This window comes from Sphingopyxis chilensis, from assembly GCF_035930445.1.
Taxonomy (GTDB): Bacteria; Pseudomonadota; Alphaproteobacteria; order Sphingomonadales; family Sphingomonadaceae; genus Sphingopyxis; species Sphingopyxis chilensis.
This window is the reverse complement of record NZ_CP142394.1, coordinates 1,685,916-1,708,857: the sequence shown is the minus strand read 5'-3', so window position 1 is coordinate 1,708,857 and position 22,942 is coordinate 1,685,916. Positions and strand designations below refer to the sequence as shown.

24 protein-coding genes and 1 tRNA gene are annotated in these 22,942 nt (G+C 64.2%); 11 read left to right on the top strand and 14 right to left on the bottom strand.

The window, feature by feature from the left end; translation table 11 throughout:
* Window positions 1-4: 4 nt before the first annotated feature.
* From VSX79_RS07695 to VSX79_RS07685, 3 genes are read left to right on the top strand one after another with little or no spacing between them, the layout of a single operon-like run.
* Window positions 5-1,846, top strand: a complete 1,842-nt coding sequence (locus VSX79_RS07695; protein WP_179497424.1) for an acetyl-CoA carboxylase biotin carboxylase subunit — start codon at window positions 5-7, stop codon at window positions 1,844-1,846.
* Window positions 1,846-2,298 (top strand): MaoC family dehydratase, encoded by a 453-nt coding sequence (locus VSX79_RS07690; protein WP_326915080.1) that lies wholly within the window; start codon window positions 1,846-1,848, stop codon window positions 2,296-2,298. Before VSX79_RS07695 ends, VSX79_RS07690 begins: the two co-directional genes overlap by 1 nt.
* The gene (locus VSX79_RS07685; protein ID WP_326915079.1) at window positions 2,298-3,149 is read left to right on the top strand and encodes an HpcH/HpaI aldolase/citrate lyase family protein; all 852 of its coding nucleotides are present in this window, start codon (window positions 2,298-2,300) and stop codon (window positions 3,147-3,149) included. Before VSX79_RS07690 ends, VSX79_RS07685 begins: the two co-directional genes overlap by 1 nt.
* Here the strand turns inward: VSX79_RS07685 and VSX79_RS07680 are convergent.
* The 5 genes from VSX79_RS07680 to hisI all read right to left on the bottom strand — a co-directional run bounded on the left by VSX79_RS07680 (window position 3,146) and on the right by hisI (window position 7,957).
* Window positions 3,146-4,672, bottom strand: coding sequence for a phospholipase D-like domain-containing protein (locus VSX79_RS07680; RefSeq protein ID WP_179496643.1), 1,527 nt, complete (start codon window positions 4,670-4,672; stop codon window positions 3,146-3,148). The two genes, VSX79_RS07685 and VSX79_RS07680, sit on opposite strands and share 4 nt — an antisense overlap.
* A 10-nt stretch (window positions 4,673-4,682) precedes the next feature.
* Window positions 4,683-6,485: an acyl-CoA dehydrogenase C-terminal domain-containing protein gene (locus VSX79_RS07675; protein WP_326915078.1), complete on the bottom strand. Its 1,803-nt coding sequence runs from the start codon at window positions 6,483-6,485 to the stop codon at window positions 4,683-4,685.
* 79 nt (window positions 6,486-6,564) lie between these two features.
* Complete coding sequence (locus VSX79_RS07670) at window positions 6,565-6,984, bottom strand: MerR family transcriptional regulator (RefSeq protein WP_326915077.1); 420 nt, start codon at window positions 6,982-6,984, stop codon at window positions 6,565-6,567.
* 66 nt (window positions 6,985-7,050) lie between these two features.
* Window positions 7,051-7,590 (bottom strand): hypothetical protein, encoded by a 540-nt coding sequence (locus VSX79_RS07665; RefSeq protein WP_179496649.1) that lies wholly within the window; start codon window positions 7,588-7,590, stop codon window positions 7,051-7,053.
* Window positions 7,577-7,957 carry a phosphoribosyl-AMP cyclohydrolase gene (gene hisI, locus VSX79_RS07660; protein ID WP_326915076.1) on the bottom strand — a complete coding sequence of 127 codons (381 nt, stop codon included), beginning with the start codon at window positions 7,955-7,957 and terminating at the stop codon, window positions 7,577-7,579. The genes VSX79_RS07665 and hisI overlap by 14 nt, the downstream gene beginning before the upstream one ends.
* A gap of 138 nt (window positions 7,958-8,095) precedes the next feature.
* On the opposite strand from hisI, the gene purF reads away from it, so the two are divergent.
* The 3 genes from purF (at window position 8,096) to VSX79_RS07645 (ending at window position 10,742) form a co-directional block, all read left to right on the top strand.
* Window positions 8,096-9,553: an amidophosphoribosyltransferase gene (gene purF / locus VSX79_RS07655; protein ID WP_326915075.1), complete on the top strand. Its 1,458-nt coding sequence runs from the start codon at window positions 8,096-8,098 to the stop codon at window positions 9,551-9,553.
* A gap of 10 nt (window positions 9,554-9,563) precedes the next feature.
* Window positions 9,564-10,292 carry an SDR family NAD(P)-dependent oxidoreductase gene (locus VSX79_RS07650; protein ID WP_326915235.1) on the top strand — a complete coding sequence of 243 codons (729 nt, stop codon included), beginning with the start codon at window positions 9,564-9,566 and terminating at the stop codon, window positions 10,290-10,292.
* Between the two features lie 63 nt (window positions 10,293-10,355).
* Window positions 10,356-10,742 (top strand): hypothetical protein, encoded by a 387-nt coding sequence (locus tag VSX79_RS07645; RefSeq protein ID WP_326915074.1) that lies wholly within the window; start codon window positions 10,356-10,358, stop codon window positions 10,740-10,742.
* Window positions 10,743-10,779: 37 nt separating this feature from the next.
* On the opposite strand, the gene VSX79_RS07640 is transcribed toward VSX79_RS07645, so the two are convergent.
* From VSX79_RS07640 to VSX79_RS07620, 5 genes are all read right to left on the bottom strand, one after another.
* On the bottom strand, window positions 10,780-11,955 hold the full coding sequence (locus VSX79_RS07640) for a serine hydrolase domain-containing protein (RefSeq protein WP_326915073.1): 1,176 nt from the start codon (window positions 11,953-11,955) through the stop codon (window positions 10,780-10,782).
* Window positions 11,956-11,974: 19 nt separating this feature from the next.
* Entirely contained in the window at window positions 11,975-13,255 is a 1,281-nt protein-coding gene (locus tag VSX79_RS07635) for a cyclopropane-fatty-acyl-phospholipid synthase family protein (protein WP_326915072.1), read from the bottom strand.
* 77 nt (window positions 13,256-13,332) lie between these two features.
* Window positions 13,333-14,286 (bottom strand): metal-dependent hydrolase, encoded by a 954-nt coding sequence (locus tag VSX79_RS07630; RefSeq protein WP_326915071.1) that lies wholly within the window; start codon window positions 14,284-14,286, stop codon window positions 13,333-13,335.
* Window positions 14,287-14,302: 16 nt separating this feature from the next.
* Window positions 14,303-15,340, bottom strand: coding sequence for a 2-oxoacid:ferredoxin oxidoreductase subunit beta (locus tag VSX79_RS07625; protein ID WP_326915070.1), 1,038 nt, complete (start codon window positions 15,338-15,340; stop codon window positions 14,303-14,305).
* Window positions 15,337-17,202: a 2-oxoacid:acceptor oxidoreductase subunit alpha gene (locus VSX79_RS07620; protein WP_326915069.1), complete on the bottom strand. Its 1,866-nt coding sequence runs from the start codon at window positions 17,200-17,202 to the stop codon at window positions 15,337-15,339. Before VSX79_RS07620 ends, VSX79_RS07625 begins: the two co-directional genes overlap by 4 nt.
* A 184-nt stretch (window positions 17,203-17,386) precedes the next feature.
* Here VSX79_RS07620 and VSX79_RS07615 point away from each other — a divergent pair, with 184 nt between their 5' ends.
* Complete coding sequence (locus tag VSX79_RS07615; RefSeq protein WP_326915068.1) at window positions 17,387-18,334, top strand: alpha/beta hydrolase; 948 nt, start codon at window positions 17,387-17,389, stop codon at window positions 18,332-18,334.
* On the top strand, window positions 18,331-18,807 hold the full coding sequence (locus VSX79_RS07610) for an RNA pyrophosphohydrolase (RefSeq protein WP_179496669.1): 477 nt from the start codon (window positions 18,331-18,333) through the stop codon (window positions 18,805-18,807). Before VSX79_RS07615 ends, VSX79_RS07610 begins: the two co-directional genes overlap by 4 nt.
* Here the strand turns inward: VSX79_RS07610 and VSX79_RS07605 are convergent.
* On the bottom strand, window positions 18,768-19,457 hold the full coding sequence (locus tag VSX79_RS07605) for a uracil-DNA glycosylase (protein ID WP_326915067.1): 690 nt from the start codon (window positions 19,455-19,457) through the stop codon (window positions 18,768-18,770). The two genes, VSX79_RS07610 and VSX79_RS07605, sit on opposite strands and share 40 nt — an antisense overlap.
* A gap of 23 nt (window positions 19,458-19,480) precedes the next feature.
* On the opposite strand from VSX79_RS07605, the gene folK reads away from it, so the two are divergent.
* The 3 genes from folK to VSX79_RS07590 all read left to right on the top strand — a co-directional run bounded on the left by folK (window position 19,481) and on the right by VSX79_RS07590 (window position 21,308).
* Entirely contained in the window at window positions 19,481-20,002 is a 522-nt protein-coding gene (folK, locus tag VSX79_RS07600) for a 2-amino-4-hydroxy-6-hydroxymethyldihydropteridine diphosphokinase (RefSeq protein WP_179496673.1), read from the top strand.
* 43 nt (window positions 20,003-20,045) lie between these two features.
* Window positions 20,046-20,121: transfer RNA gene (locus VSX79_RS07595), tRNA-Lys, on the top strand.
* A gap of 161 nt (window positions 20,122-20,282) precedes the next feature.
* Window positions 20,283-21,308 (top strand): NAD-dependent epimerase/dehydratase family protein, encoded by a 1,026-nt coding sequence (locus VSX79_RS07590; protein WP_326915066.1) that lies wholly within the window; start codon window positions 20,283-20,285, stop codon window positions 21,306-21,308.
* A gap of 6 nt (window positions 21,309-21,314) precedes the next feature.
* Here the strand turns inward: VSX79_RS07590 and VSX79_RS07585 are convergent, their stop codons facing one another.
* Genes VSX79_RS07585 through VSX79_RS07575 form a run of 3 tightly spaced genes read right to left on the bottom strand, consistent with a single transcriptional unit; the run spans window position 21,315 to window position 22,940 of the window.
* Complete coding sequence (locus VSX79_RS07585; protein WP_179496676.1) at window positions 21,315-21,962, bottom strand: DUF1109 domain-containing protein; 648 nt, start codon at window positions 21,960-21,962, stop codon at window positions 21,315-21,317.
* Window position 21,963: 1 nt separating this feature from the next.
* Window positions 21,964-22,485 (bottom strand): sigma-70 family RNA polymerase sigma factor, encoded by a 522-nt coding sequence (locus VSX79_RS07580; protein WP_325031412.1) that lies wholly within the window; start codon window positions 22,483-22,485, stop codon window positions 21,964-21,966.
* Complete coding sequence (locus VSX79_RS07575) at window positions 22,482-22,940, bottom strand: DoxX family protein (RefSeq protein WP_326915065.1); 459 nt, start codon at window positions 22,938-22,940, stop codon at window positions 22,482-22,484. Before VSX79_RS07575 ends, VSX79_RS07580 begins: the two co-directional genes overlap by 4 nt.
* Between the last annotated feature and the right edge of the window lie 2 nt (window positions 22,941-22,942).

The following is a 22,942-nucleotide window of genomic DNA, read 5'->3' as shown; positions in this document are numbered from 1 at the left end:
GATGATGATCACTTCCCTCCTCATCGCCAATCGCGGCGAAATCGCCTGCCGTATCATCCGCACCGCGCGCGAGATGGGCATACGCACCGTTGCGGTCTATTCGGACGCCGATGCGAAAGCGCTGCATGTGCGCGAGGCCGACGAGGCCGTGCATATCGGGCCGTCGCCGGCGCGCGAATCCTATCTGGTTGGCGAGAAGATCATCGCCGCCGCGAAGGCGACGGACGCCGAGGCGATCCATCCGGGCTATGGCTTCCTCTCCGAGAATGCCGAGTTTGCGCAGGCGGTCGCCGATGCCGGGCTCGTTTGGGTCGGGCCGAAGCCGTCTTCGATCACCGCTATGGGGTTGAAGGACGCCGCGAAGAAGCTGATGGCTGATGCGGGCGTGCCGGTCACGCCGGGCTATATGGGCGAAAATCAGGATCCGGCCTTCCTCGCCGAACAGGCCGCGCAGATCGGCTACCCCGTCCTCATCAAGGCGGTCGCGGGCGGCGGCGGCAAAGGGATGCGCAAGGTCGACGCCCCAGCCGATTTTCTCGACGCGCTCGCCTCGTGCCAGCGCGAGGCGGCATCGTCATTCGGCAACGACCATGTGCTGATCGAGAAGTATATCCTGACTCCGCGCCATATCGAGGTGCAGGTGTTCGGCGACACGCACGGCAATGTCGTCCACCTGTTCGAACGCGACTGCTCGCTCCAGCGCCGCCACCAGAAGGTGATCGAGGAAGCCCCCGCCCCCGGTATGGACGAGGCGACGCGCGCCGACCTCTGCGCCGCGGCGGTGCGCGCCGCGAAGGCGGTCGACTATGTCGGCGCGGGGACGATCGAGTTCATCGCCGACGCATCGGAAGGCCTCCGCGCCGACCGCATCTGGTTCATGGAAATGAACACGCGCCTGCAGGTCGAGCATCCGGTCACCGAGGAGATCACCGGCGTCGATCTCGTCGAATGGCAGCTTCGCGTCGCGAGCGGCGAGCCGATCCCGCTCGCGCAGGACGAACTCGCGATCAACGGCTGGGCGATGGAAGCGCGGCTTTATGCCGAAGACCCCGCCAAGGGGTTCCTGCCGAGCATCGGCACGCTCGAACTCTTTCAGCTTCCCGAACAGATCGGCCGCGTCGATACGGGCGTCTATGAAGGCGCCGAGGTCTCGCCCTTCTACGACCCGATGATCGCCAAGGTGATCGCCTGGGGCGAGGAGCGCGAGGAAGCGCGCGAATTGCTGTCGGAGATGCTTGAGGACAGCGCGATCTGGCCGGTAAAGACCAATTCGGCCTTCCTGATCAACGCCCTCGACCATCCCGATTTCATCGCGGGCACGGTCGATACGGGCCTCATCGGCCGCGACGGCGATGCGATGACCGAGGAACCGGTGCCGAGCGCGCAAGCGCTCACCAACGCCGCGATGGCGATGGTGCCGCGCTCGCTGCAATCGGGCTTCCGCCTCAATGCATCCGATATACGCTCGTCCCCCTTCCTGCTCGACGGCAAGCGCGTCGAGGTCGAACTGCACGGCCCGGGCGCCGAAGAGCCCGCGCCCGCGATGCTCGTTGCCGAGGGCGGTTCGGTCTGGCAGCTCGCACCCTGGCGCGCCGAGGGCAGCGCCGGCGGCGCCGCGGGCGACGGCGCGATTCTGTCGCCCATGCCGGGCAAGGTCATCGCGGTCGATGTCGCCGCGGGCGACAAAGTGACCAAGGGGCAGAAATTGCTCACGCTCGAAGCGATGAAGATGGAACATAGCCTGACCGCGCCGTTCGATGGCATTGTCGCCGAGCTCAACGCAGTTGCGGGTTCGCAGGTGCAGGTCGAGGCGCTGCTCGCCCTGATCGAGAAGGACGAAGCATAATGGCCGGCAAATATTTCGACGAATGGGCAATCGGCGACACGCTGACGCACGACATCCGTCGCACGGTGACCGAGACGGACAATCTTCTCTTCACGGTGATGACCCACAATCCGCAGCCGCTGCACCTCGATATCGAGGCGGCGAAGGCGTCGGAGTTCGGGCAGATCCTCGTCAACGGCACCTTCACCTTCAGCCTGATGGTCGGGTTGTCGGTCGGCGACACGACGCTTGGCACGCTCGTCGCGAATTTGGGTTATGACAAGCTCGTCATGCCGAAGCCGGTGTTCATCGGCGATACGCTCCGCGCCGAGAGCGAAGTCATCAGCCTGAAAGAGTCGAAATCGCGCCCCAACGCGGGCATCGTGACCTTCCTCCATCGCTGTATCAACCAGCGCGATGAACTAGTGTGCCAATGCGAGCGTTCTGCCCTTGTCCAGCGGAAGGCCAACTGATGCGACTTCGTTCCCTTCTCTTCGTCCCCGGCGACCGGCCCGAACGTTTCGCCAAGGCCGCGGCGTCGGGTGCCGATGCGATCATCCTCGACCTTGAGGATTCGGTTTCGCTCGCGAACAAGGACGCGGCGCGTCACGCGGTTGCCGACTATCTTGCCGGGGAGCGGGACGTGATCACGCTGGTGCGCGTCAATCCGCTCGACGGCCACATGACCGCCGCCGACGTTGTCGCGATCGCCGGCGCCCGTCCCGACGCGATCATGCTGCCCAAGGCCGAAGGCGCGCCGAGTATCCAGCAGCTCGACACGATCCTGCGCAGCGAAGCGGCGCGGGACGCCTCGATGCCCGCAATCCTGCCGATCGCGACCGAGACTCCCGCGGCGATCTTCACGCTCGGCAGCTACCGCGAAGTGAAGGACCGCCTGCTCGGCCTGACCTGGGGCGCCGAGGACCTGCCCGCCGCGATCGGTGCAGCGACGAGCCGGCACGACGACGGAAGCTACACCGCGCCCTATGAAATGGCGCGCGCGCTGACCCTGTTCGCTGCGCATGGCGCGAACACCGCCGCGATCGACACCGTGTTCCCGGCGATCAAGGACGAGGAAGGCCTCGCCTCCTATGCCGCCCGCGCGCGGCGCGATGGCTTTACCGGCATGATGGCGATCCACCCGTCGCAGGTCGGGCCGATCAACGCCGCCTTCACACCCTCGGCCGACGAGGTGGCGCGAGCACAGGCGATCATCGATGCCTTTGCGGCCAACCCCGGTGTCGGCGTGCTCCAGGTCGATGGGAAGATGGTCGACGCGCCGCATTTGAAGCAGGCGCATCACATCCTGTCGCTGGCCGACTAAGCCTTCCGCCGAAAGGGCCGATGCCGCCGCATCCAGCCGCGACCGCGATGCCAGCTTTTCCTTAGCCCGCGCTCGGTCAGGCTTTCGAACATCTCGTCGGGGCTCGTCGGATCGAGCAGTTCATTCTCGGCGATGAATTCGTCGAACGGCCCCGGCTTGGTCAGGTCGAGCAGTTCGAGCGAACGGCCTTCGCCGCGAAACGCCTCGATCGTCGCGATCAATGACCCCGTCGCCTCGAAACGGCGGCTAACCTCGGCCGGGTCGATGTCCAGATGTTCGCCGATCAGCGATTCGCGCAAGCGGCGGATGACCGGCTCGACGCCGGCATTCGCGGGCAGCGCGGCGTCGATCGTCACATCGCATTCGCTGTCGAGCCCCATCGAGCGATTGTTCATATTGGCGGATCCGACGCGGATCATCCGATCGTCTACCACCGCGGTCTTGGCGTGGACATAGATGGCCTCGCCCTTCCTCGTCCGGGGGAAATAGACTTTCAGCCGATCGCCATGTTTCGCCTTCGCGATTTCGCGGACGAGTTGCACGCGCGCGGCGTCCATCGCCATCTGCTCGAGCCAGCCGTCGGCGGTTTCGGGCATCACCATCACGAATTCGGGTGGATCATCCTCGTTCAACCGCTCGGCGATCGCGGCGGCGATCTTGCCGCAGGTGAAATATTGATTTTCGAAATAGATGAAGCGCTTCGCCGCCGCGATCATGTCGAGGTAAAGCTGTTCGATCTCGCGGATTTCGCCGTAGCCGTCATATTCGGCGCGCGTGCGCGAGATGGCAACGTCGACGCCCTCGAAATCGGGTTCGAGGTCGTCGGGCCAATTCTCTCCCTTGCCTGTCAGATCGCGGAGAGGCTTTTTCGTCGCGCGCTGCCAGCGCTCGTTGCCGAGATCGGCGAGCGCACCGCCCACCGGTCCGGCCAGAATCATCGTGCTGTCGTGCCAGGGCATATAGGCCTTGCCGTCGGGCGCGGTGCGGTGCGTGTCGCCATCCTTGTGATCGCGCGTGTCCCAGCGGCGCGCGCCCACGTCGATCCCGCCGCACACGGCAAGATGGTCGTCGAACACCGCGACCTTCTGATGGTGGCTGCACCCAACCGGATGCGCGCTGTCGAGGCGGAAGCTGATCGAGCGCGTCAGTTTCCAACGCACGATCATCGACACGATGCGCGGCACCACGAACTGTTTGAGCCCACCGAAATTCCAGCGCAGGATATCGATGTCGCGCTCGGGCTTGTCCTGCGCGAGCTTCAGCAGATAGTGGCCGAGTGGTTCGCCCTTGCCGTCTTTATCGGGCTTCAGCGCGATACGCGGATCGAAATCCCAGCCGATCAGCAGGATACGCTCTTCCGCTTTCGCCATCAGCACTTCGAGCAGCGCGAAATAATCGGCGGCATCGACGATCATCCGCGCTTTGTTGGCACGTTCGATCCGCCAGCAGTTGCGGCCCTCTACAACGATCGGCGCGATATTCCCCATCGCCGCCGACACGCTTGGCGGCGGCGATGGTTGCATCGGCGGCACCTCAGGCGGCGAAGAATTGCTCGGGCGTCAGCGCCATCATCGCCTCGCTGCCCGCCTCGATCTTGCGGCGGAGCGATCCCGCATCGGGCAGGAAGCGCTCGCCGAAGTGGCGCGCGGTCACGATCTTGGCTTCGAGGAAGTCCTTGTTCCCGCGCCCTTCGTCCAACGCCACCTGCGCCGCCTCGGCCATGCGCAGCCACATCAGGCCCAATGCGACGATGCCCGTGATGTGCATATAATGGTGCGCGCCCGCGCCGACATTATTGGGGTTCGCCATACCATTCTGCATGAACCACATCGTCGCGGCCTTCAGTTCGCCATTCGCTTTTTCGAGCCGGACCGCGAAATCGGCCAATGCCGGACGATCCTTTGCCGCGGCGCATTCGGTATCGACGATAGCGAACAGTGACTGAATCGCGCGGCCGCCGTTCTGCGCGAGCTTGCGGCCGACGAGGTCCATCGCCTGGACGCCGTTGGCGCCTTCGTAGATCATCGTGATGCGGGCATCGCGGACATATTGGCTCATGCCCTGTTCCTCGATGTAGCCATGGCCACCGAACACCTGCTGCGCATTCGTCGCGACGTCATAGCCCTTGTCGGTGCCATAGCCCTTGATCACCGGGGTAAGCAGGCTGACGAGATCGTCGGCCTGTTGGCGCTCTTCCTCGGTTTCCGCGAGATGCGACAGGTCAACCTGGAGCGCGCCCCACAGGCACAGCGCGCGCAGCCCCTCCACCGTCGCCTTGCCGTCCATCAGCATGCGGCGCACATCGGGGTGGACGAACAGCGGGTCGGCCTTTTCCTGCGGGTCCTTCGGACCGGTCAGCGCACGGCCCTGGCGGCGGTCCTGCGCATATTGGACGGCGTTCTGGAAGGCGATGTCGGCCTGCCCCAGACCCTGAATGCCGACGCCGAGGCGCGCGGCGTTCATCATCACGAACATGGCGGCGAGCCCCTTGTTCTCCTCGCCGACCATCCAGCCCTTTGCCCCGTCATAATTCATCACACAGGTCGAATTGGCATGGATGCCCATCTTGTGCTCGATCGACCCGCACTGCAGCCTGTTACGCTCACCAGGCGAGCCGTCTTCGTTGACGAGGAACTTGGGCACGATGAACAGCGAGATGCCCTTGACGCTGTCGGGCGCGTCAGGGGTCTTTGCGAGGACGAGATGAATGATGTTGCCGGTCAGGTCGTGCTCACCCGACGAAATGAAAATCTTCGTGCCTGTGACGTCATAGCTGCCGTCGCCGTTCGGCACCGCGCGCGTGCGGATGAGGCCGAGGTCGGTGCCGCAATGCGGCTCGGTCAGGTTCATCGTCCCGCCCCATTCGCCCGAGATCATCTTCGGGACATAGGTCGCCTTCTGCTCCTCCGATCCCTTGACGAGGATCGCGGCGACGGCTGCCTGCGTCAGTCCGGGATACATTGCAAAGGCCTGGTTCGCCGCCATGCGATATTCCTCGACCGGGAAACCCACGACATGCGGCAGCCCCTGTCCGCCGAATTCCTCGGGCTGGGTCAGCAGCGTCCAGCCCGCTTCGCAATAGGCCTTATAGGCTTCCTTGAAGCCCTTCGGCGTCGTGACGCTGCCATCGTCGTGGCGCGTGCAACCCTCGAGGTCACCCGACTGGTTGATCGGGAACAGCACTTCCTCGCAGAATTTCCCCGCCTCGGTCAGCACCGCCTCGATCATGTCCGGTGTCGCATTGGCGAAGCCGGGGAGGTTTGCATAGCGCTCGACGCCGAGCACGTCGTTGAGGAGGAAAAGAGTGTCCTGCACAGGGGCGCGATAGACGGGCATGGGAAATCCTTCTGAAAAGCAGTTCTGGCGTGTCAAACTTGCCTGGGGAGAGGCAGAGGGTCAGTAGCCGCGCGGCCTATCAGGCCGCATCGACTTTCTTCACCATATCGATGAAGCGTGACAGCTCATCTACAGCGCTGTCAATATCGTCGCGCTGGCGGCGAAGCAGCGCGATGCGCTCTTCGCATTTTTCGATCGTCACCTGGCGCTGCAATTTGCGGCCGTCGCCGACGTCGTAAAGGTCGATCATTTCGCGAATGTCAGCGAGGCTGAACCCCGTCCGCTTTGCGCGCAATATCCACGCGAGCCGGGCGCGATCGCGCTTCGAATAGATACGCGACAGGCCCTTGCGCGACGGGCTGATCAAACCCTCGTCCTCATAGAAGCGCAGCGCGCGGGCGGTAACCCCGAACTCGGTCGACAAGTCGGTGATGCTGAATTGCTCGCGCCCCAGATGATCGGGCGTGTCGATATGGGCGTGGCCGTAAGGGTCGGTCATGCCGTTGAAACTAGTTTCCGTTGACGTGAACGTCAATAGCGCCGGATGGGGCGATTTCGGCGCGGGTCAGCCCGCACAGGGACGCGTGATATTGCCGTGTCGATCGCTGATCCGCAAGCCCCTGGCATCATCGGCGGACCAGCTCGCGCGCGGCAGGCGCAGGCCCGAAAGCGAGGCGCGGTTCGGGCACAGCCGCGCGCATTGCGGCGGCAGGCGTCCGGGGAGGCGCAGCTCATCCTCTTCCTCGTGGACCAGCGCCTCGCAGCCTTCCGCGCCGGCGAAACGCATCCGCCACTTGCCGCCCTCGCGCGTCATCGTTCCGGTCGCGAGGCAGGACAGGCTCGTCCCGAAGGACGCGGTGACCGCGAAGCGCCACTTCCCGGCGCTGTCGGGAGCGACGCACATCGCGTCGCGGCCAAGGTCGTGCCGGCGCTCGAACACGCCGGTCGGCGAGTCAGCATCGGGACGCACGATACCCCGCTCGCGCGCCGTGAGCTCGAGCGGATTGCTCGCGTCGACCCCCTTGCGGTCGGAATTGGGATCGGCCCGCTCGCAGCCGGCGAGCAGCATCGCCGTCAGCGCCAAAAGGATTTCAGCCCTGCGCATCGTCCACCAGAAAGGTCAGGCTGCCATCCGCCTCGATGCGGCGATAGAAGCACGAGCGGCGTCCGGTATGGCACGCCGGCCCCGCGGGCCTTACGCGCAGCAGCAGCGCGTCCTGATCGCAATCGACGCGCATCTCGACGAGCGTCAGGCCGTTACCCGAGGTTTCGCCCTTGCGCCACAGCGACGCCCGCGAGCGCGACCAGAAATGCGCCTGCCCCGTATCGCGCGTTTTTGCGATCGCCTCTTCGTTCATATGCGCGACCATCAGCAGGACGTGTGTGTCGGCGTCGGTGACGATCGCCGTCACCAGCCCCGCGGCGTCGAAACGCGGAAGAAATCGGTCGGTCGTGTCGCGCTGGTCATCCATGAAGCGCGCTTTAGAGCAGGATCGAAGCCGCTGCCACCCCGTCCCTTGCCATGCATATGACAATATCGTGATTAGGGGGCGACATTTGTGATCGCCCTCCCTATATGCGCCGCAGTCCCCCTTCCCCCTTGGATCGACATGCTGACGACCCACCCTTTCGACGACGACAAACTCCGCGAGGAGTGCGGCGTATTTGGTATTCATGGCGCCGATAGCGCTTCCGCGGTTGTCGCGCTGGGGCTGCACGCCCTGCAGCACCGCGGGCAGGAAGCCGCAGGCATCACCGCCTTCGACGGCAAGGATTTCCATACCCATCGCGCGATGGGCCATGTCGCGGGCAATTTCGATCGCGACGAGATCATCCGTCAGCTCGACGGCCCGTCGGCGGTTGGCCATGTCCGCTATTCGACGACGGGCGAGACCGCGCTTCGCAACGTCCAACCGCTCTATGCCGATTTGTCGACCGGCGGCTTCGCGGTGGCGCACAACGGCAACATCTCCAACGCTGCGGCTTTGAAGAAGGTGCTCGTCCGTCGCGGATCGATCTTCCAGTCGACCAGCGATACCGAGGTGATCATCCACCTCGTTGCGACGTCGAACTACCGCTCTTTGCTCGACCGCTTCATCGACGCGCTGAAGCAGGTCGAGGGCGCTTATTCGCTAATCTGTTTGACCGCCGAAGGCATGATCGGCTGCCGCGATCCGCTCGGCATCCGCCCGCTCGTCATCGGCAAGCTCGGCGATGCGCATATCCTGGCGTCGGAAACGGTGGCGCTCGACGTGGTCGGCGCCGAATTCGTCCGCTCGGTCGAGCCCGGGGAGCTGGTGATCGTCCGCGACGGCCAGCTGACCTCGCACCGCCCCTTTGCCGAGCAGTCGGCGCGCCCGTGTATCTTCGAATATGTCTATTTCTCGCGTCCCGATTCGATCGTCGACGGCACGAGCGTCTATTCGGTGCGCAAGGCGATCGGCGCCGAACTCGCGCGCGAAAATCCGGTCGACGCCGACCTCGTCATCCCCGTCCCCGATTCGGGCACGCCCGCGGCGATCGGCTATGCGCAGGAATCGGGCATTCCGTTCGAACTCGGCATCATCCGTTCGCACTATGTCGGACGCACCTTCATCCAGCCGGGCGACAAGGTCCGCCATCTGGGTGTCAAGCTGAAGCACAACGCCAACCGCGCGCTGATCGCGGGCAAGCGTATCGTGCTAATCGACGATTCGATCGTGCGCGGCACGACGAGCCTCAAGATCGTGCAGATGATGCGCGATGCCGGTGCCGCCGAAGTGCATATGCGCATCGCGAGCCCGCCGACCCAGCACAGCTGCTTCTATGGCGTCGATACGCCGGAACGCGCCAAGCTGCTCGCGGCACAAATGAGCGTCGGGCAGATGGCGAACTTCATCAATGCCGACAGCCTCGCCTTTCTGACCATCGACGGCCTTTACCGGGCACTCGGCGAAGCCGAGCGGAAGCAGAACGCGCCGCAATATTGCGACGCCTGCTTCACGGGCGACTATCCGACCACGCTGACCGATTTCGACGAGCATGGCCTGGAAGATCAATTTTCGCTGCTTGCCGAACGAGTTGTCTGACACAATGAATATGACGTCTGAAGAACTGGCGGGCCAGGTCGCGCTCGTCACCGGGGCGAGCCGTGGCATCGGCGAAGCCATCGCCGAATCGCTCGCCGCCCGAGGCGCGCATGTCGTGATCACCGCGCGCACCGCGGGCGGGCTCGAGGAGCTCGAAGATCGCATCCACGCCGCCGGCGGCAGCGCGACGATCGCGCCGCTCGACCTCACCGATGGCGACAGCATCGCGCGGCTCGCAAGCGCGATGGCCGAACGCTGGCAGCAGCTCGACATGCTCGTGCTCAACGCCGCGATGCTCGGCACGCTGACCCCGGTCGCGGCAATCGACGGCAAGGAATTCAACAAGACGCTGACGCTCAACCTGATCGCGCAACAGGCGCTGATCGCCAATTTCGACCCGCTGCTCCGCCGTGCCGCAAACGGCCGGCTGGTCGCGCTGTCGAGCGGCGTCGCGCGCGAGCCGCGCGCCTATTGGGGCGCCTATGCCGCATCGAAGGCGGCGCTCGAGACGCTGGTGACGAGCTATGGCGCCGAAATGCGCAATATCTCGGGCGTCCGCACCGCGATCCTCGACCCCGGCGGCACGCGCACCCAGATGCGCGCGCGCGCCTACCCCGGCGAGGATCCGCAGAGCATAAAGAACCCCGCCGCGGTCGGCGAATATGTCGCGAAACTGATGGTCGAGGGCTTCGAAAGCACGGCGTTCCATGCCTTGCCCAAGGTCATGGAAAAAGCTTAACGCCATCTTCGCTCTCCTGCGCTAAGACGCTCGCATAAGAGGGTTTGCGAGGGCGCGGGAATTATGACCAAGACTATTTTGCGATCGGCAATTTCCGCAATCATCGGCATCGTCGTCGCTTTCGGACTGCTCTGGCTCGCGCAATATGCCGGCAGCGAAATTTCCCCTGACGTTTACGATCCGGACAGCGGCGAAATCCTGATCCCCATCGGATCGACGATCTCGCTCATTGCCGGCTGGTTCATCGGCAGTTTTGCGGGCGGCTGGCTCGCGATGCGCGTGTCGGCGGGCACCGGTCCGGGCTGGATCGTCGCGGGCGCGGTCATTGGCGCGGCGCTCTATCGCGCGGTCACCCTCGCCGACAGTTGGTGGATCATGGCGCTGGCCGTCGCCGTACCGCTGTTCGCGGTCTGGCTGGCCCAGCGCGCGACGAGCATCGCCATCGACTGAACAATTGTCATCCCGGCGAAGGCCGGGATGATAAAAATCAGTTTGCAGCCTCTTCATCCACCGCCGCCTGCACGCTCTTGTAGAATGCTTCGCGCGCAGCGCCGACGCCTTCGGGATCGGTCGCGGTCGGCCAGTTGCCGTTCGATGCGATCACCAGCTTTCTCTTCGGATCGATGAAAATCCCCTGCCCGAAAATGCCCTGCGCGGCAAAACTGCCGTCGTCGTTCGTCCACCATTGATAGCCATAGCCACGTCCCGGCACGTCGATTCCCGCCTGCTTCGTGGTCGCCGACGCAATCCAGTCGTCGGGCAGCACCTTCTCGCCGCCCGCAACACCGCCGTTCAGGATGAACTGCCCAAAACGCGCATAATCCTTGAGGCTCGCCGACATGCAGCAGCCGCTGATCTCGTGTCCCGTCGGCCCGAGCATCCATACCGCATCCTGTTCCATACCGAACGGCTTCCAGATTTTTTCGGACAGATATTGTGACAGCGTCTTGCCGGTCGCGCTCGATACGAGCACGCCGATCAAATTGGTCTCGCCGGTCTTGTAAACCCACTTCGAACCTGCGGGTGCTTCGCGCGGTAAGCTCTTCATATAGCTTACAGTTATGTCTTCGCCCTCGACAGGCCTTTGCAGGTTGAACTGCGCCACGTCGGACTTGGGGTCGGTATAATCCTCGTTCCATTTGACGCCCGAAGTCATCGTCAGCAGCTCCCGCACGCTGACATCGTCATAGGCCGAGCCCTTGAGCCCCGGGATATAGGCGGTGACCTTGTCGTCGAGGCTCTTGATATAGCCGTCCTTCACCGCCGCGCCGACGAGAGTCGAGGTGAAGCTCTTCGCGACCGAGAAACTCGTCCAGCGCCCCGCGGCACCATATCCCAACGCATATTTCTCGAGCCGGATCTTGCCGTCCTGAACGATGATCAACCCGGCGTTGCGCTGCTTCGCCATATAGGCATCGACATCGGTGCCAAGATCGATCGGCGCACCCTGCGGCAGCGGATAGACCGCATCGCCCGCCTCTACCATATTCACGGCGACCTTTGGCACCGTCTCCATCGTGCGGAAGGCGGCGTCGCGTTGATCCTGGGTCCAGAACAGCACATTCAGATCCTTTGGCAATTGGTCGGTGGTTTGCGTGGTCGCGGGCGCGCTGCACCCCGCCGCCGCGGTGCACAGAAGCACCGCCGCCAAGAATCTTCGCATTTCGCTTCCTCCCCTGTTTTCAGGCCGTCTTTTCGAGCGTGACTTGCGCGACATCGATCCCGCCGCCACGAAAGCCGCCTTCGCAATATTGCAGATAATAGCGCCAGAGCCGGATGAATCGCTCATCGAAACCCGATGGAAGCTGATCGGCCGCGACCGCTGCGTCGAAGCGTTCGCGCCACTGGCGCAGCGTCTCGGCGTAATCGCCGCCGAAACGGCGCACGTCGCGCCATGCGAGCCCCCTCGCCTCCGCCAGCGCGCGAAAGCGGCTTTCGGAAATCAGGCAGCCGCCCGGGAAGATATAAGCCTGGATGAAGTCGCTGCTCGCCGCGTAGCGTTCGAACAGCGCATCGTTGATCGATATATACTGGATCGCCGCCTTGCCGCCGGGACGCAGCAGCCGGGCGATGGCGTCGAGATAGGCCGGCCAATAGGCTTCGCCGACCGCCTCGACCATTTCGACGCTCGCGATCGCATCATAGGGGCCCTGCACGTCGCGATAGTCGCAAAGCTCGATCCGCGAGCGTCCCGACAGATCGACCGCGTTCAGCCGCGCGTCGGCGATTTCGGCCTGCGCCGGCGACAGGGTGATGCCGGTGTAAAGTACATCATGCCGATCGACAGCGCGTTCGGCGAGCGCGCCCCACCCACAGCCGATTTCGAGCAGCCGGCTTCCCGAACGCAAGTCGAGCCGGTCGAGGATCGCATCGACTTTAGTTGCCTGCGCATCTTCGAGCGACTGCCCCGGATCGGTGAAAAGCGCACTCGAATAATTCATGGAATGATCGAGCCACAAGCGATAGAAATCATTACCCAAATCATAGTGGGCATGGATGTTTCGCCGGGCTCCTCGACGGTCGTTGCGGTTCAGCGAATGGATCGCGCGGTTCAGCCAGCGCCACGGCCCCCGAGCCCGTCCGGCATTGCCCAGCGCCTCGCCATTGCGCATGAACAGATCGAACAGCGGCACCGGATCTGGCGACGACCATTCGCGCGCCTCGAACGCGCGATACCAGCCGACCGACCCCGACAGCGCAAGCCGTGCCAGCGCCGCCCAATTGTGGAGGTGGACGACCGCCACCGGTCCCTTGCCGCGGCCGCCGAGCAAGCGCACGCTGCCGTCGGGCAGATGCCCCTCGATCGTGCCCTGCGCCAGCCCCGCGTCGATCCGGTCGAGCAGGCGGTGGAAAAGGCGCGCCGGCGCCAGGGCAATCAGCCGCGCCATGCCCCCGCCCGCGCGATAGGCGCGATCGGCGCGGAGCAGTTCCTTACCGCGGCGCGGGCTGACATGCGTGTTCATTGTCACCTTCCTGCCCCAAACACACCGCGCTGACAATCGGTTGAAGCGCGCACCGCCATGACGTCACGCGCGCGCTGTCATTCGGGATCGCTGGCGGTATCCGGCGCGGTCAGCCGCACTTGGAAACGATCCTGCGCGAGGGGGTGCATGAAGCGCTGGTCGCGCAGCAGAATCGCGTCCCCGTCTTTTTGCGCGACCGGCATCCGTGCCCAGAAGAGGAAGGCCCGCGCCGCGGGATCGGCCTTTACCCAGGTCGCGAGACGCGAATCGTCCATGCCCGTCGGACTGCCGGTCAGATCGACATGTCCGCCCACGCCGGGCACGAAACTCGCGGTGCCGTAACGATCGGCGGTGCGCCAGAAGATGTCGCGTTTCCAGAACGCCAGTGGCGGCGGGCTGGCCACGACGAGCGCGCCTTTCCGGCCGCCCGCGTCGAGCGCGATCGAGGCCATGCGTTCGGCAGCGCCGGTGATCAGGCCGTTCGCGAAAATATAGGCGCACACCGCCGCAAAGCCGATCCAAGCGGGCCGCCGCCAGTCGGCCGTCGCAAGTCGCTCACGGCGGAGCGACAGCCAGACCGACACGGCGAGGGCGACCCATATCCACAGGTCGATGATGAAGATGCTGTCGCCATAGAACCAGCGATGGCTGAACGGTTCGAGCAGGCGGATGCCGTAATTGTTCAGCCAGTCGAGCGCGGGATGGCTGAGACAGCCGATATAAGCGAGCGCGAGCAGCCACCCCTTATCGATCGGCAATCGATCGGACGGCCGCTTGCCACGCCGTTCCTGCCAGCGGTCGAAAGCGAGCATAAGCGCCCACAGGAGGATCGGCAGCACGACGAGCGCGATGGGCCCATGCGTGATCCCGCGCCGCATCGATAGCGACTCGATGCCGTAAATCGCGCAGCCGGCGTCGATATCGGGCAGGTTCGCCGCGATGATCAGCGTCGGCATCGCGAGGCCGGTCTTCTTCTTGAGCCCCATCTGCCCGAGAAGTGCGCCGACAAGGCTGTGCGTCAGATTATCCATGTCGCGGAATGGATGATCAGAGTTCCGGCCCGCTTTCTGTCACGGTCCAGGTCTGCCCCTTTTTGAGCAGACCCTGCAGGTCGGCCTTCTTGCCTTCGGCCGCCGCCTGGTTTTGGCGGACGACATCGGCCTCGAAGGTCGGGCGCGGGTCATCGTAGAGGACCCCGAGCGCCATAGGGAATTCGCCAAAGCGCATTTCGACTAGCATGTGCGCGACGCTGCGGTTGGTGACGTCATGGACGATCACGCCCGCGGACTGCCAGTCGCCATCGACGACATCGACGGTCTTGAGGTGCAGCGCTTCGCCGTCGAGCGCGATGCCCTTGGTGCCTTTGGCATAGAGCATCGGTTCGCCATTCTCGAGCCAGAGCTGGCGATCCTCGGCGCCCTTCGGCGCCGCAAAATCCTCGAACACGTCTTTGTTATAGACGATACAATTCTGGAAAATCTCTATAAAGGCCGCGCCCTTGTGGGCATGGGCCGCTTTCAAAACCTCGGGCAGCTTCTTCGACACGTCGAAGCCGCGCGCTACGAAGCGCGATCCGGCACCCAACGCAAACGCGGCGGGCTGCGCGGGGCGGTCGACCGAGCCATATGGCGTCGACGGGCTGGTGGTGCCAACGCGGCTCGTCGGCGAATATTGGCCCTTGGTCAGCCCGTAAATCTCGTTGTTGAACAGCATGATCTGGCAATCGAGATTGCGGCGGATCAGGTGCATCGTGTGGTTGCCGCCGATCGACAGCCCGTCGCCGTCGCCAGTGACGATCCAGATGTCGAGCTCGGGATTGGCAAGCTTCAGCCCCGTCGCGAATGCGGGGGCGCGGCCGTGGATCGTATGGAAGCCATAGGTTTCCATATAATAGGGAAAGCGCGACGAGCAGCCGATGCCGCTGACGAACACCGTATTCTCGGGCGCGGTGCCGATTTCGGGCATGGTGCGCTGCACCGCTTTCAGGATCGCATAGTCGCCGCAACCGGGGCACCAACGCACTTCCTGATCGGTTTCCCAGTCTTTCAGCGTCGTCGTCCGCGCGATGGTCGTCATCTCGTTCATTTGAGTGCCTCCTCGATGGCGGCTTCGATTTCGGCGATGGTGAAGGGCTGGCCCGACACCTTGTTCACTGGCTTCGCATCGACCAGATATTGGTCGCGCAGCACGGTCTTCAATTGCCCGGTGTTCATTTCGGGCACGATGACCTTGTCATAGCTCTTGAGCAGCTCGCCGAGATTGGCAGGCAACGGCCAGATGTGGCGGATATGGACGTGACTGACGTCCGCCCCCTCGGCGCGCTGGCGGCGCACAGCCTGATGGACCGGGCCAAAGGTCGATCCCCAGCCGACGACCGCGAGCCTCCCCCCCTCGGCACCGAGTTCAACCACCTGATCGGGCACCTTGATGCCATCGATCTTGTCCTTGCGGATGTCGGTCATCGCCTGATGGTTCGACGCCTCGTAATTGATATGCCCGGTGTCGATTTCCTTCTCGATCCCGCCGATGCGGTGGAGCAGGCCGGGCGTGCCGGGCTTGACCCACGGGCGCTTGAGCTTTTCGTCGCGGCCATAGGGTTTGAAGCCGCCCTCGGGCACTTCGGTCAGGAACTCGACCGGGAACGCCTCATAGGTCGTGAGGTCGGGCACCGCCCACGGCTCGGCGGCGTTGGCAATATAGCCGTCGGTCAGCAGCATCACCGGCGTCATATATTGCACCGCGATGCGGACCGCCTCGATCGCGCATTCGAACGCGTCGCCGGGCGAGCGCGCCGCGATGACGGGCAGCGGCGCGTCGCCGTTGCGGCCGTAAACCGCCTGATAGAGATCCGACTGCTCGGTCTTGGTCGGCAGGCCGGTCGACGGGCCGCCGCGCTGCGAATTGACGATGATGAGCGGCAGCTCGGTCATGATCGCGAGGCCCATCGCCTCGCCTTTCAATGCGATGCCGGGGCCTGACGACGACGTCACGCCAAGCGAGCCGCCATAGCTCGCGCCGATCGCCGAGCAGATCGCCGCGATCTCGTCCTCGGCCTGGAAGGTCGTGACGTCATATTCCTTGAGCCGCGACAGGTGGTGGAGGATCGCCGACGCTGGCGTGATCGGGTAGCCACCGAAGAACATCGGCAGCTTTGCAAGCTGCGCCCCCGCGACGAGCCCGAGCGCGATGCCCTCGGCGCCGGTCAGCGTGCGATAGAGGCCCGGAGCCGCGGGCGCGGGATCGACATGGTGCTGTTTGAGCGGACCCGCGAGCTCGGCGGTCTCACCATAGGCGTGCCCTGCGTTGAGCGCCGCGACGTTCGCCGCCGCGAGATCGGGCGCCTTCGCGAATTTCGCATTGAGCCAGTCGATGAGCGGCTGGCGATCGCGGTCGAACATCCAGAGCGCGAGCCCCAGCGTCCACATATTCTTGCAGCGCAGCGCTTCCTTGTTGCCGAGGCCGAAGGGCTTCACCGCGTCCATCGTCAACTGACTGATGTTGAGCTTGAGCAGCTGCCATTTGGCGAGGCTGCCGTCGTCGAGCGGGTTCGCCTCATATTTCGCCTTGGCGAGATTGCGGTCGTTGAACTCGCCCTCGTCGGCGATGATCAGCCCGCCCTGCTTCAATTGCGGGACATTGGTCTTGAGCGCCGCGGGGTTCATAGCAACCAGCACGTCGGGCGCATCGCCCGCGGTGTCGATCGCCGAGGATCCGAAATTGATCTGGAAGGCCGACACGCCGAACAACGTGCCTTGCGGCGCGCGGATCTCGGCCGGGAAATCAGGGAAGGTCGCGAAGTCGTTGCCCGCGAGCGCCGACGAAAGGGTGAACTGACCGCCGGTCAGCTGCATCCCGTCGCCGCTATCGCCGGCAAATCGAACAACCACTGCATCCGAAAGGGGGGACTGCCGCTCGCCGTCGGCCCGGTCCTCTACCGCTGTCGCCATGTTTTCCTCTGCCTCAAATCTTGCGAACCTCTGACATGGGCGTAGGCCTCTGCGCCCCAAGCCGCAATTGAGAAAAAATTGTGCGCCGCAAAGGGCGAAGCGCAAGTGGGTTTCATTTCGGGATTGAATTTGGCCCGCCGATACCGAATAGCATGGCGGAAATATCGATCAGGGAGAGACGCGAATGACCGACGGCACCACCCCTTACACGCGCCCCGATGTGGCGGCCTTCCTTGCCTTTCTGAACGCGCAGGAAGGTCCGAAGATGGAGGAAATGCCGCCCGAAGGCGGGCGCGAGATGTTCCGGGTGATGGGCCAGCTCGCCGACGTCCCGCGCGGCGACATCGCGCATGTCGAGGATCGGACGATTCCCGGCCCCGCGGGCGATATCGCCATCCGCATCTACGACGATCGCCCTACCCGAGAAACCGGACCGGTGATGGTCTTCTATCACGGCGGCGGCTGGGTGATCGGCGACCTCGACACCCACGATCCCTATTGCGCGGAAGCCGCGCGCCTGCTCGACATGCCGGTGATCGCGGTCGATTACCGCCTCGCGCCCGAGCATCCCTTCCCCGCCGCACCTGAGGATTGCGAAGCCGCGACGCGCTGGGTTGCCGACAATATCCCCTGCACCGGCCTCGTGCTCTCGGGCGAAAGCGCCGGCGGCAATTTGACGATCGCGACCGCGCTGACGCTGCGCGACAAGCCCGCCTCGAAACCCGTCATCGCGATCCATCCCATCTATCCCGCCGTGACGACGCACGACGACTGGCAGAGCTATCGCGATTTCGGCGAAGGTCATTTGCTGACCAAGGGCGGCATGACCTGGTTCGGCAACCATTATGCCGCCGACCCCGCCGACTATCGCGCTTCGCCGCTCGATTTCCCGGCCGAAGGCCTGCCGCCGACGCTCTTGATCACCGCGGGGCTCGATCCGCTGCGCGATCAGGGCCGCGCCTATGCAGCGAAGCTGGTCGAAGCCGGCGTCCCGACAACCTACCGCGAGGCAAAGGGAACGATCCACGGCTATATCAACCTCTCGCAGGGTATCCCGAGCGCGAAAGAAGATATTCGCGGGGCATTGACCGTATTGAAGGCGATCGTCGCCGAAGCTAACGGCGCTTCATGATCGATCACAGCAAACTCCCCTACCGCCCTTGCGCCGGCGTCATGCTCGCCAACCGCGACGGCCGCGTCTTCGTCGGCCAGCGACTCGATACGACGAGCGAAGCCTGGCAAATGCCGCAGGGCGGCATCGACGATGGCGAAGATGCCGAAACGGCGGCCATCCGCGAGCTGGGCGAGGAAACCGGCGTCCACGGCGGGCTCGTCGAGATCATCGCGCGCAGCCGCGAGGAATATTTCTACGACCTGCCCGACCATCTGATCGGCAAGATGTGGGGCGGAAAATATCGCGGCCAGCGCCAGCACTGGTTCCTGATGCGCTTCATGGGCGAGGACAGCGACGTCAACATCCACACCAAGCATCAGGAGTTCCGGGCATGGAAGTGGGCGGACCTCAACGAGGTCGAGAAACTGATCGTCCCATTCAAACGCGTGCTTTACCGCGGTCTCGTCGAGGAATTCGGCCCGCTCGTCTGACCCTTGAGCGCCAGCGCGGTACGAAAGACATCGGCAAACATATCGGGCGTCAGCCTGCCGGTATTCGTGTTATAGCGCGAGCAATGATAGCTATCGATCAGATGCCGGCCGTTGGGCAGCCGATGTACCGCTCCGTGGCCGAAACGATGAACAGATAGTCTCGCGCCGGCCGCACGTAATGTCGCGTCATGCGCGATCCGTCCGAGCGCGATGATCACGCGGACCTGTGGCAAGGCCGCCAGTTGCGTCTCGAAAAATGGTCGGCAATTCGCGATTTCCACCGGCGTCGGCTTGTTCTGGGGCGGCAGGCATTTCACGCTGTTGACGATGATCGCGCCATCAAGCGTCAGGCCATCGTCAAGCCGCGCATCATATCGCCCCCGGCTCAGCCCGAACTTGGCAAGCGTCGCAAATAAGAGGTCCCCCGCATAATCGCCGGTGAATGGCCGCCCGGTGCGGTTCGCGCCATGTTTGCCCGGCGCCAGCCCCGCGAATGCAAGCCAGGCATCGGGATCGCCGAACGCGTGGACCGGCGCATTCCACCAGTCAGGATGCTCTGACTGACATTTGCGCCGCAGCGCGACAAGCCGCGGGCAGCGCGGGCAATCGCGCGGCGGCTCGGTTCCGGGCAATGGGCTGTCAATTTCCACGCGTCTGCGATAGGCGCGAGGTCATGAGCAACGCAACGCCGCTTCCGCTTTATGCCATCGGGCTCGGGTCGAACCGTCGCCATGCGCGTTATGGCGAACCGCGCGCGGTGCTACTGGCGGCGCTCGCCGCGCTCGAAAGCGACGATATCGAGGCCGTCGACGCCAGTCCGATCATCGCGAGCGACCCGATCGGCCCGTCGCGCCGGCGCTATGCAAACGCCGTCGCGCTCGTCGCTTCGGAACTCAGTCCCCCCGAAATGCTCGAACGGCTGCAGCAGATCGAGGCCAGCTTCGGCCGACGCACCGGCCAGCGCTGGAGCGCGCGCACGCTTGATCTCGATATATTGCTCTGGTCGGGGGGCGTCTGGTCTGACGCGGCGTTGACGATTCCGCATCCCGCCATGTCCAACCGCGCGTTTGTGCTCGGCCCGCTCCGCGCGATCGTCCCCGAATGGCAGCATCCGCTGACCGGGCGGAGCATCCGCCAGCTCGCCGCACGCCTGACGCGTCCGAAGCCGGTTGACCGGGGCGCCTCCGCGCACTAGGGCGACGGCTCACTTCGCGCGCCGCAAGATCCCGGCGCCGGATGGGCCCTTAGCTCAGTCGGTAGAGCAACTGACTTTTAATCAGTAGGTCGCTGGTTCGAACCCAGCAGGGCTCACCAAATTTCAATGATTTTCCGCTTTTCGACAAACCCGTAAGAGCGCGTGCGAAATTTGTGCTCCCGGGCTCGAATATCGCATGCAGCCTGACGCGTTTGCCTGTGAATCGACCGATCGGCTTGCTACGCACTGCCAAGGCTGGCGGACGAAAAGGGGAAGAGATTTGACGACGCTTATCACCGGCGCGGCCGGCTTCATCGGAATGCACGTCGCGTCGGCTTTACTCGACCGCGGCGAACCCGTCGTCGGTATCGACAATTTGACGCCCTATTACTCCGTCGAGCTCAAACATGCGCGCGTCGCGCACCTCAACGCCAACCATGGCGAGCTTTTCACCTTTATCGATGTCGATTTTGGCGATGCCGGCGCGCTCGCTGATGCGCTTTCCAGCCACCGGATCGACCGGATCGTCCATCTCGGCGCGCAGCCCGGCGTCCGCTATTCGCTCGAAAACCCCGCCGCTTACATTCACTCGAATGTCGCGGGGCACGTCAACATTCTCGAGCTGGCGCGCCACCGCTCGGTCGCGCATCTGGTTTATGCGTCGTCGTCGTCGGTCTATGGCATGCGCGCCGACGCGCCCTTTCGGGTGGCCGACCGCGCCGATACGCCAATCTCGTTATATGCGGCGACGAAACGGGCCGACGAATTGATGAGCGAAACCTACGCGCATCTCTTCAGGATACCCCAGACCGGCCTTCGCTTTTTCACGGTTTACGGCCCGTGGGGGCGGCCCGACATGGCGGTCTGGAAATTCACCGAAGCGGTTCTCCAGGGCCGGCCGATCGACGTCTATAATCACGGCGACATGCTCCGCGATTTCACCTTTATCGACGACATCGTCAACGGCGTCGTCCTGGCACTCGATCACCCGCCCGAAGACGACCAGCGCGAGAAGCCGGGTGGCTTTACGACGCCGCACCGGCTGTACAACATCGGGAATAACCGCCCCGAACAGCTCACCGAACTTATCCATGCGATCGAAATGGCATGCGGTCGCAGGGCGGAGATCAACCTGCTGCCGATGCAGGACGGCGACGTCTACCAGACGGCCGCGGATATCGACGATATCAGCCGCGATCTCGGCTTTGCCCCGACCACCCCGATCACCACCGGAATACCCGCTTTTGTCGCCTGGTACCGGGAGGAATGGATGAAGCGGCAGGAAACGATCCCAAGCAAGGCGTGACGCGTCCTACCAGCGCAGGAAACGCGGCAGGACCAGCCGCCCCGCAATCGCCGAAAGCAGGACCGCTGCGCCGTGCCAGAGCGCGATGTGGACGACGTCGTCGCTCGCGCAATGAAGCGCGACGATCGTCGCGCCCGCTGCGCCCGCAGCGATGCCGATGACCCAGCCCGCGCGCGTCGGCGACGTCGGCGCGCCGGCCTTGAGCCAGAAGAACAGCGCCGCGCCGACTCCCAAACCCGATGCCACGCCTTGCAAGAGGCAGCGCAGGCCAAAGCCGTGGCGCGCGGATTCCATCGCCGCATGCCCGTCGGTGATGCACGCGACGAGGGCCGCTAGCGGCAGCGACAGCGAGGCGCCGACCGCCCAGCGCCAGCCGCCATAATCGCGCCCGACACCCGGCAACCCCATGCGCAGAGCGCTCCATGTCGCGGCAAGTCCCGTCGCCGCGGTCAACCAGAAGGCGAGCATCGAAAGCGGCGGCATTCCGCGCACCGCCAGATCCTCGCGCAAGCCGAAGATCAACAGCAACGCCGCGGCGCCCGCGACCCAGCCGGCCGCGACCCACATGGACCCGCGCGCGACGCGCCGTGGCCGCACGGGCGTCAAGTCCCCGGCGAGGTCGTCGATCAGATCGTCGATCGATGCGTCCTTCATCTCATTCGCTTTCAATCAGTTCGGCAAGCTTCTTGAGCCCGCGGTGGATATTCACTTTGACGAGCGACTCGCTCTGCCCGCAAATCTGTGATGCCTCGGCTATCGATGCGCCTTCGATCTTGACCAGCGTGATCGCCTGCGCCTGCTTTGGCGGCAACAGCGTCAGCAGATGGTCGATGCTCAGCCGCGCATGGACCGCTTCATCCTCGGCGCCGACCGCGGCATCATTGTCCCCGAGTTCGGCCTCGTCACGCTGGCGGCGCAGCATGTCGATCCAGCGATAACGCGCGATCGCCGCGAGCCACGGCAGGAACGCGCGCCCGCTGTCCCATGTCGCAAGCTTGCGGTGCATCGACACCAGCGTTTCTTGCACCAGGTCGTCGATATGGTGCGGCGCGATCCGCCGCGCGAAATAACGTTCGAGCCATTTGCGGCAATCGACGAGCAGCGCGCGATAGGCGCTTCGATCTCCCCGCTGCGATGCGGCCATCAAGCGCGCCAGCGAAGGTTCGTCGATGCTCATTTCGTGCGCATCCTAGCAATCACCGCGTCGAGCGAAAACAGTCCGCCGCCGCGCACAATCAGGATCGCGGCCATCGCCGCCCACAGCGAGTGAACGGGCCACCAGGCGTCGGGGAAAACGAAAATCTGGATGACGAGCGTCATCACGAGCAGGGCGCCCGCCGACAAGCGCGTTGCGAGCCCGAAAAGCAGCAACGCCGGGAAAAAATGCTCGGAAAAGGTCGTCAGCGGCACTGCGATCGCGGGATCGAGCGGCAGCCCTGAAAATTCGCTGCGGAACAGATCATATTGCGACGGATCGATCTTGACGAAGCTACCCTCGAGCACCTTCGTCTGCCCCGATCGCCAAAAGACGCCCGCGAGCGCGACGCGCAGCAGCAACAACGCAGCCCCTTCGGCGAGCCGCGACCCCGCAATGGCTACGCCCTTGTCATAAAATCCCGTAATCGCATTCATCG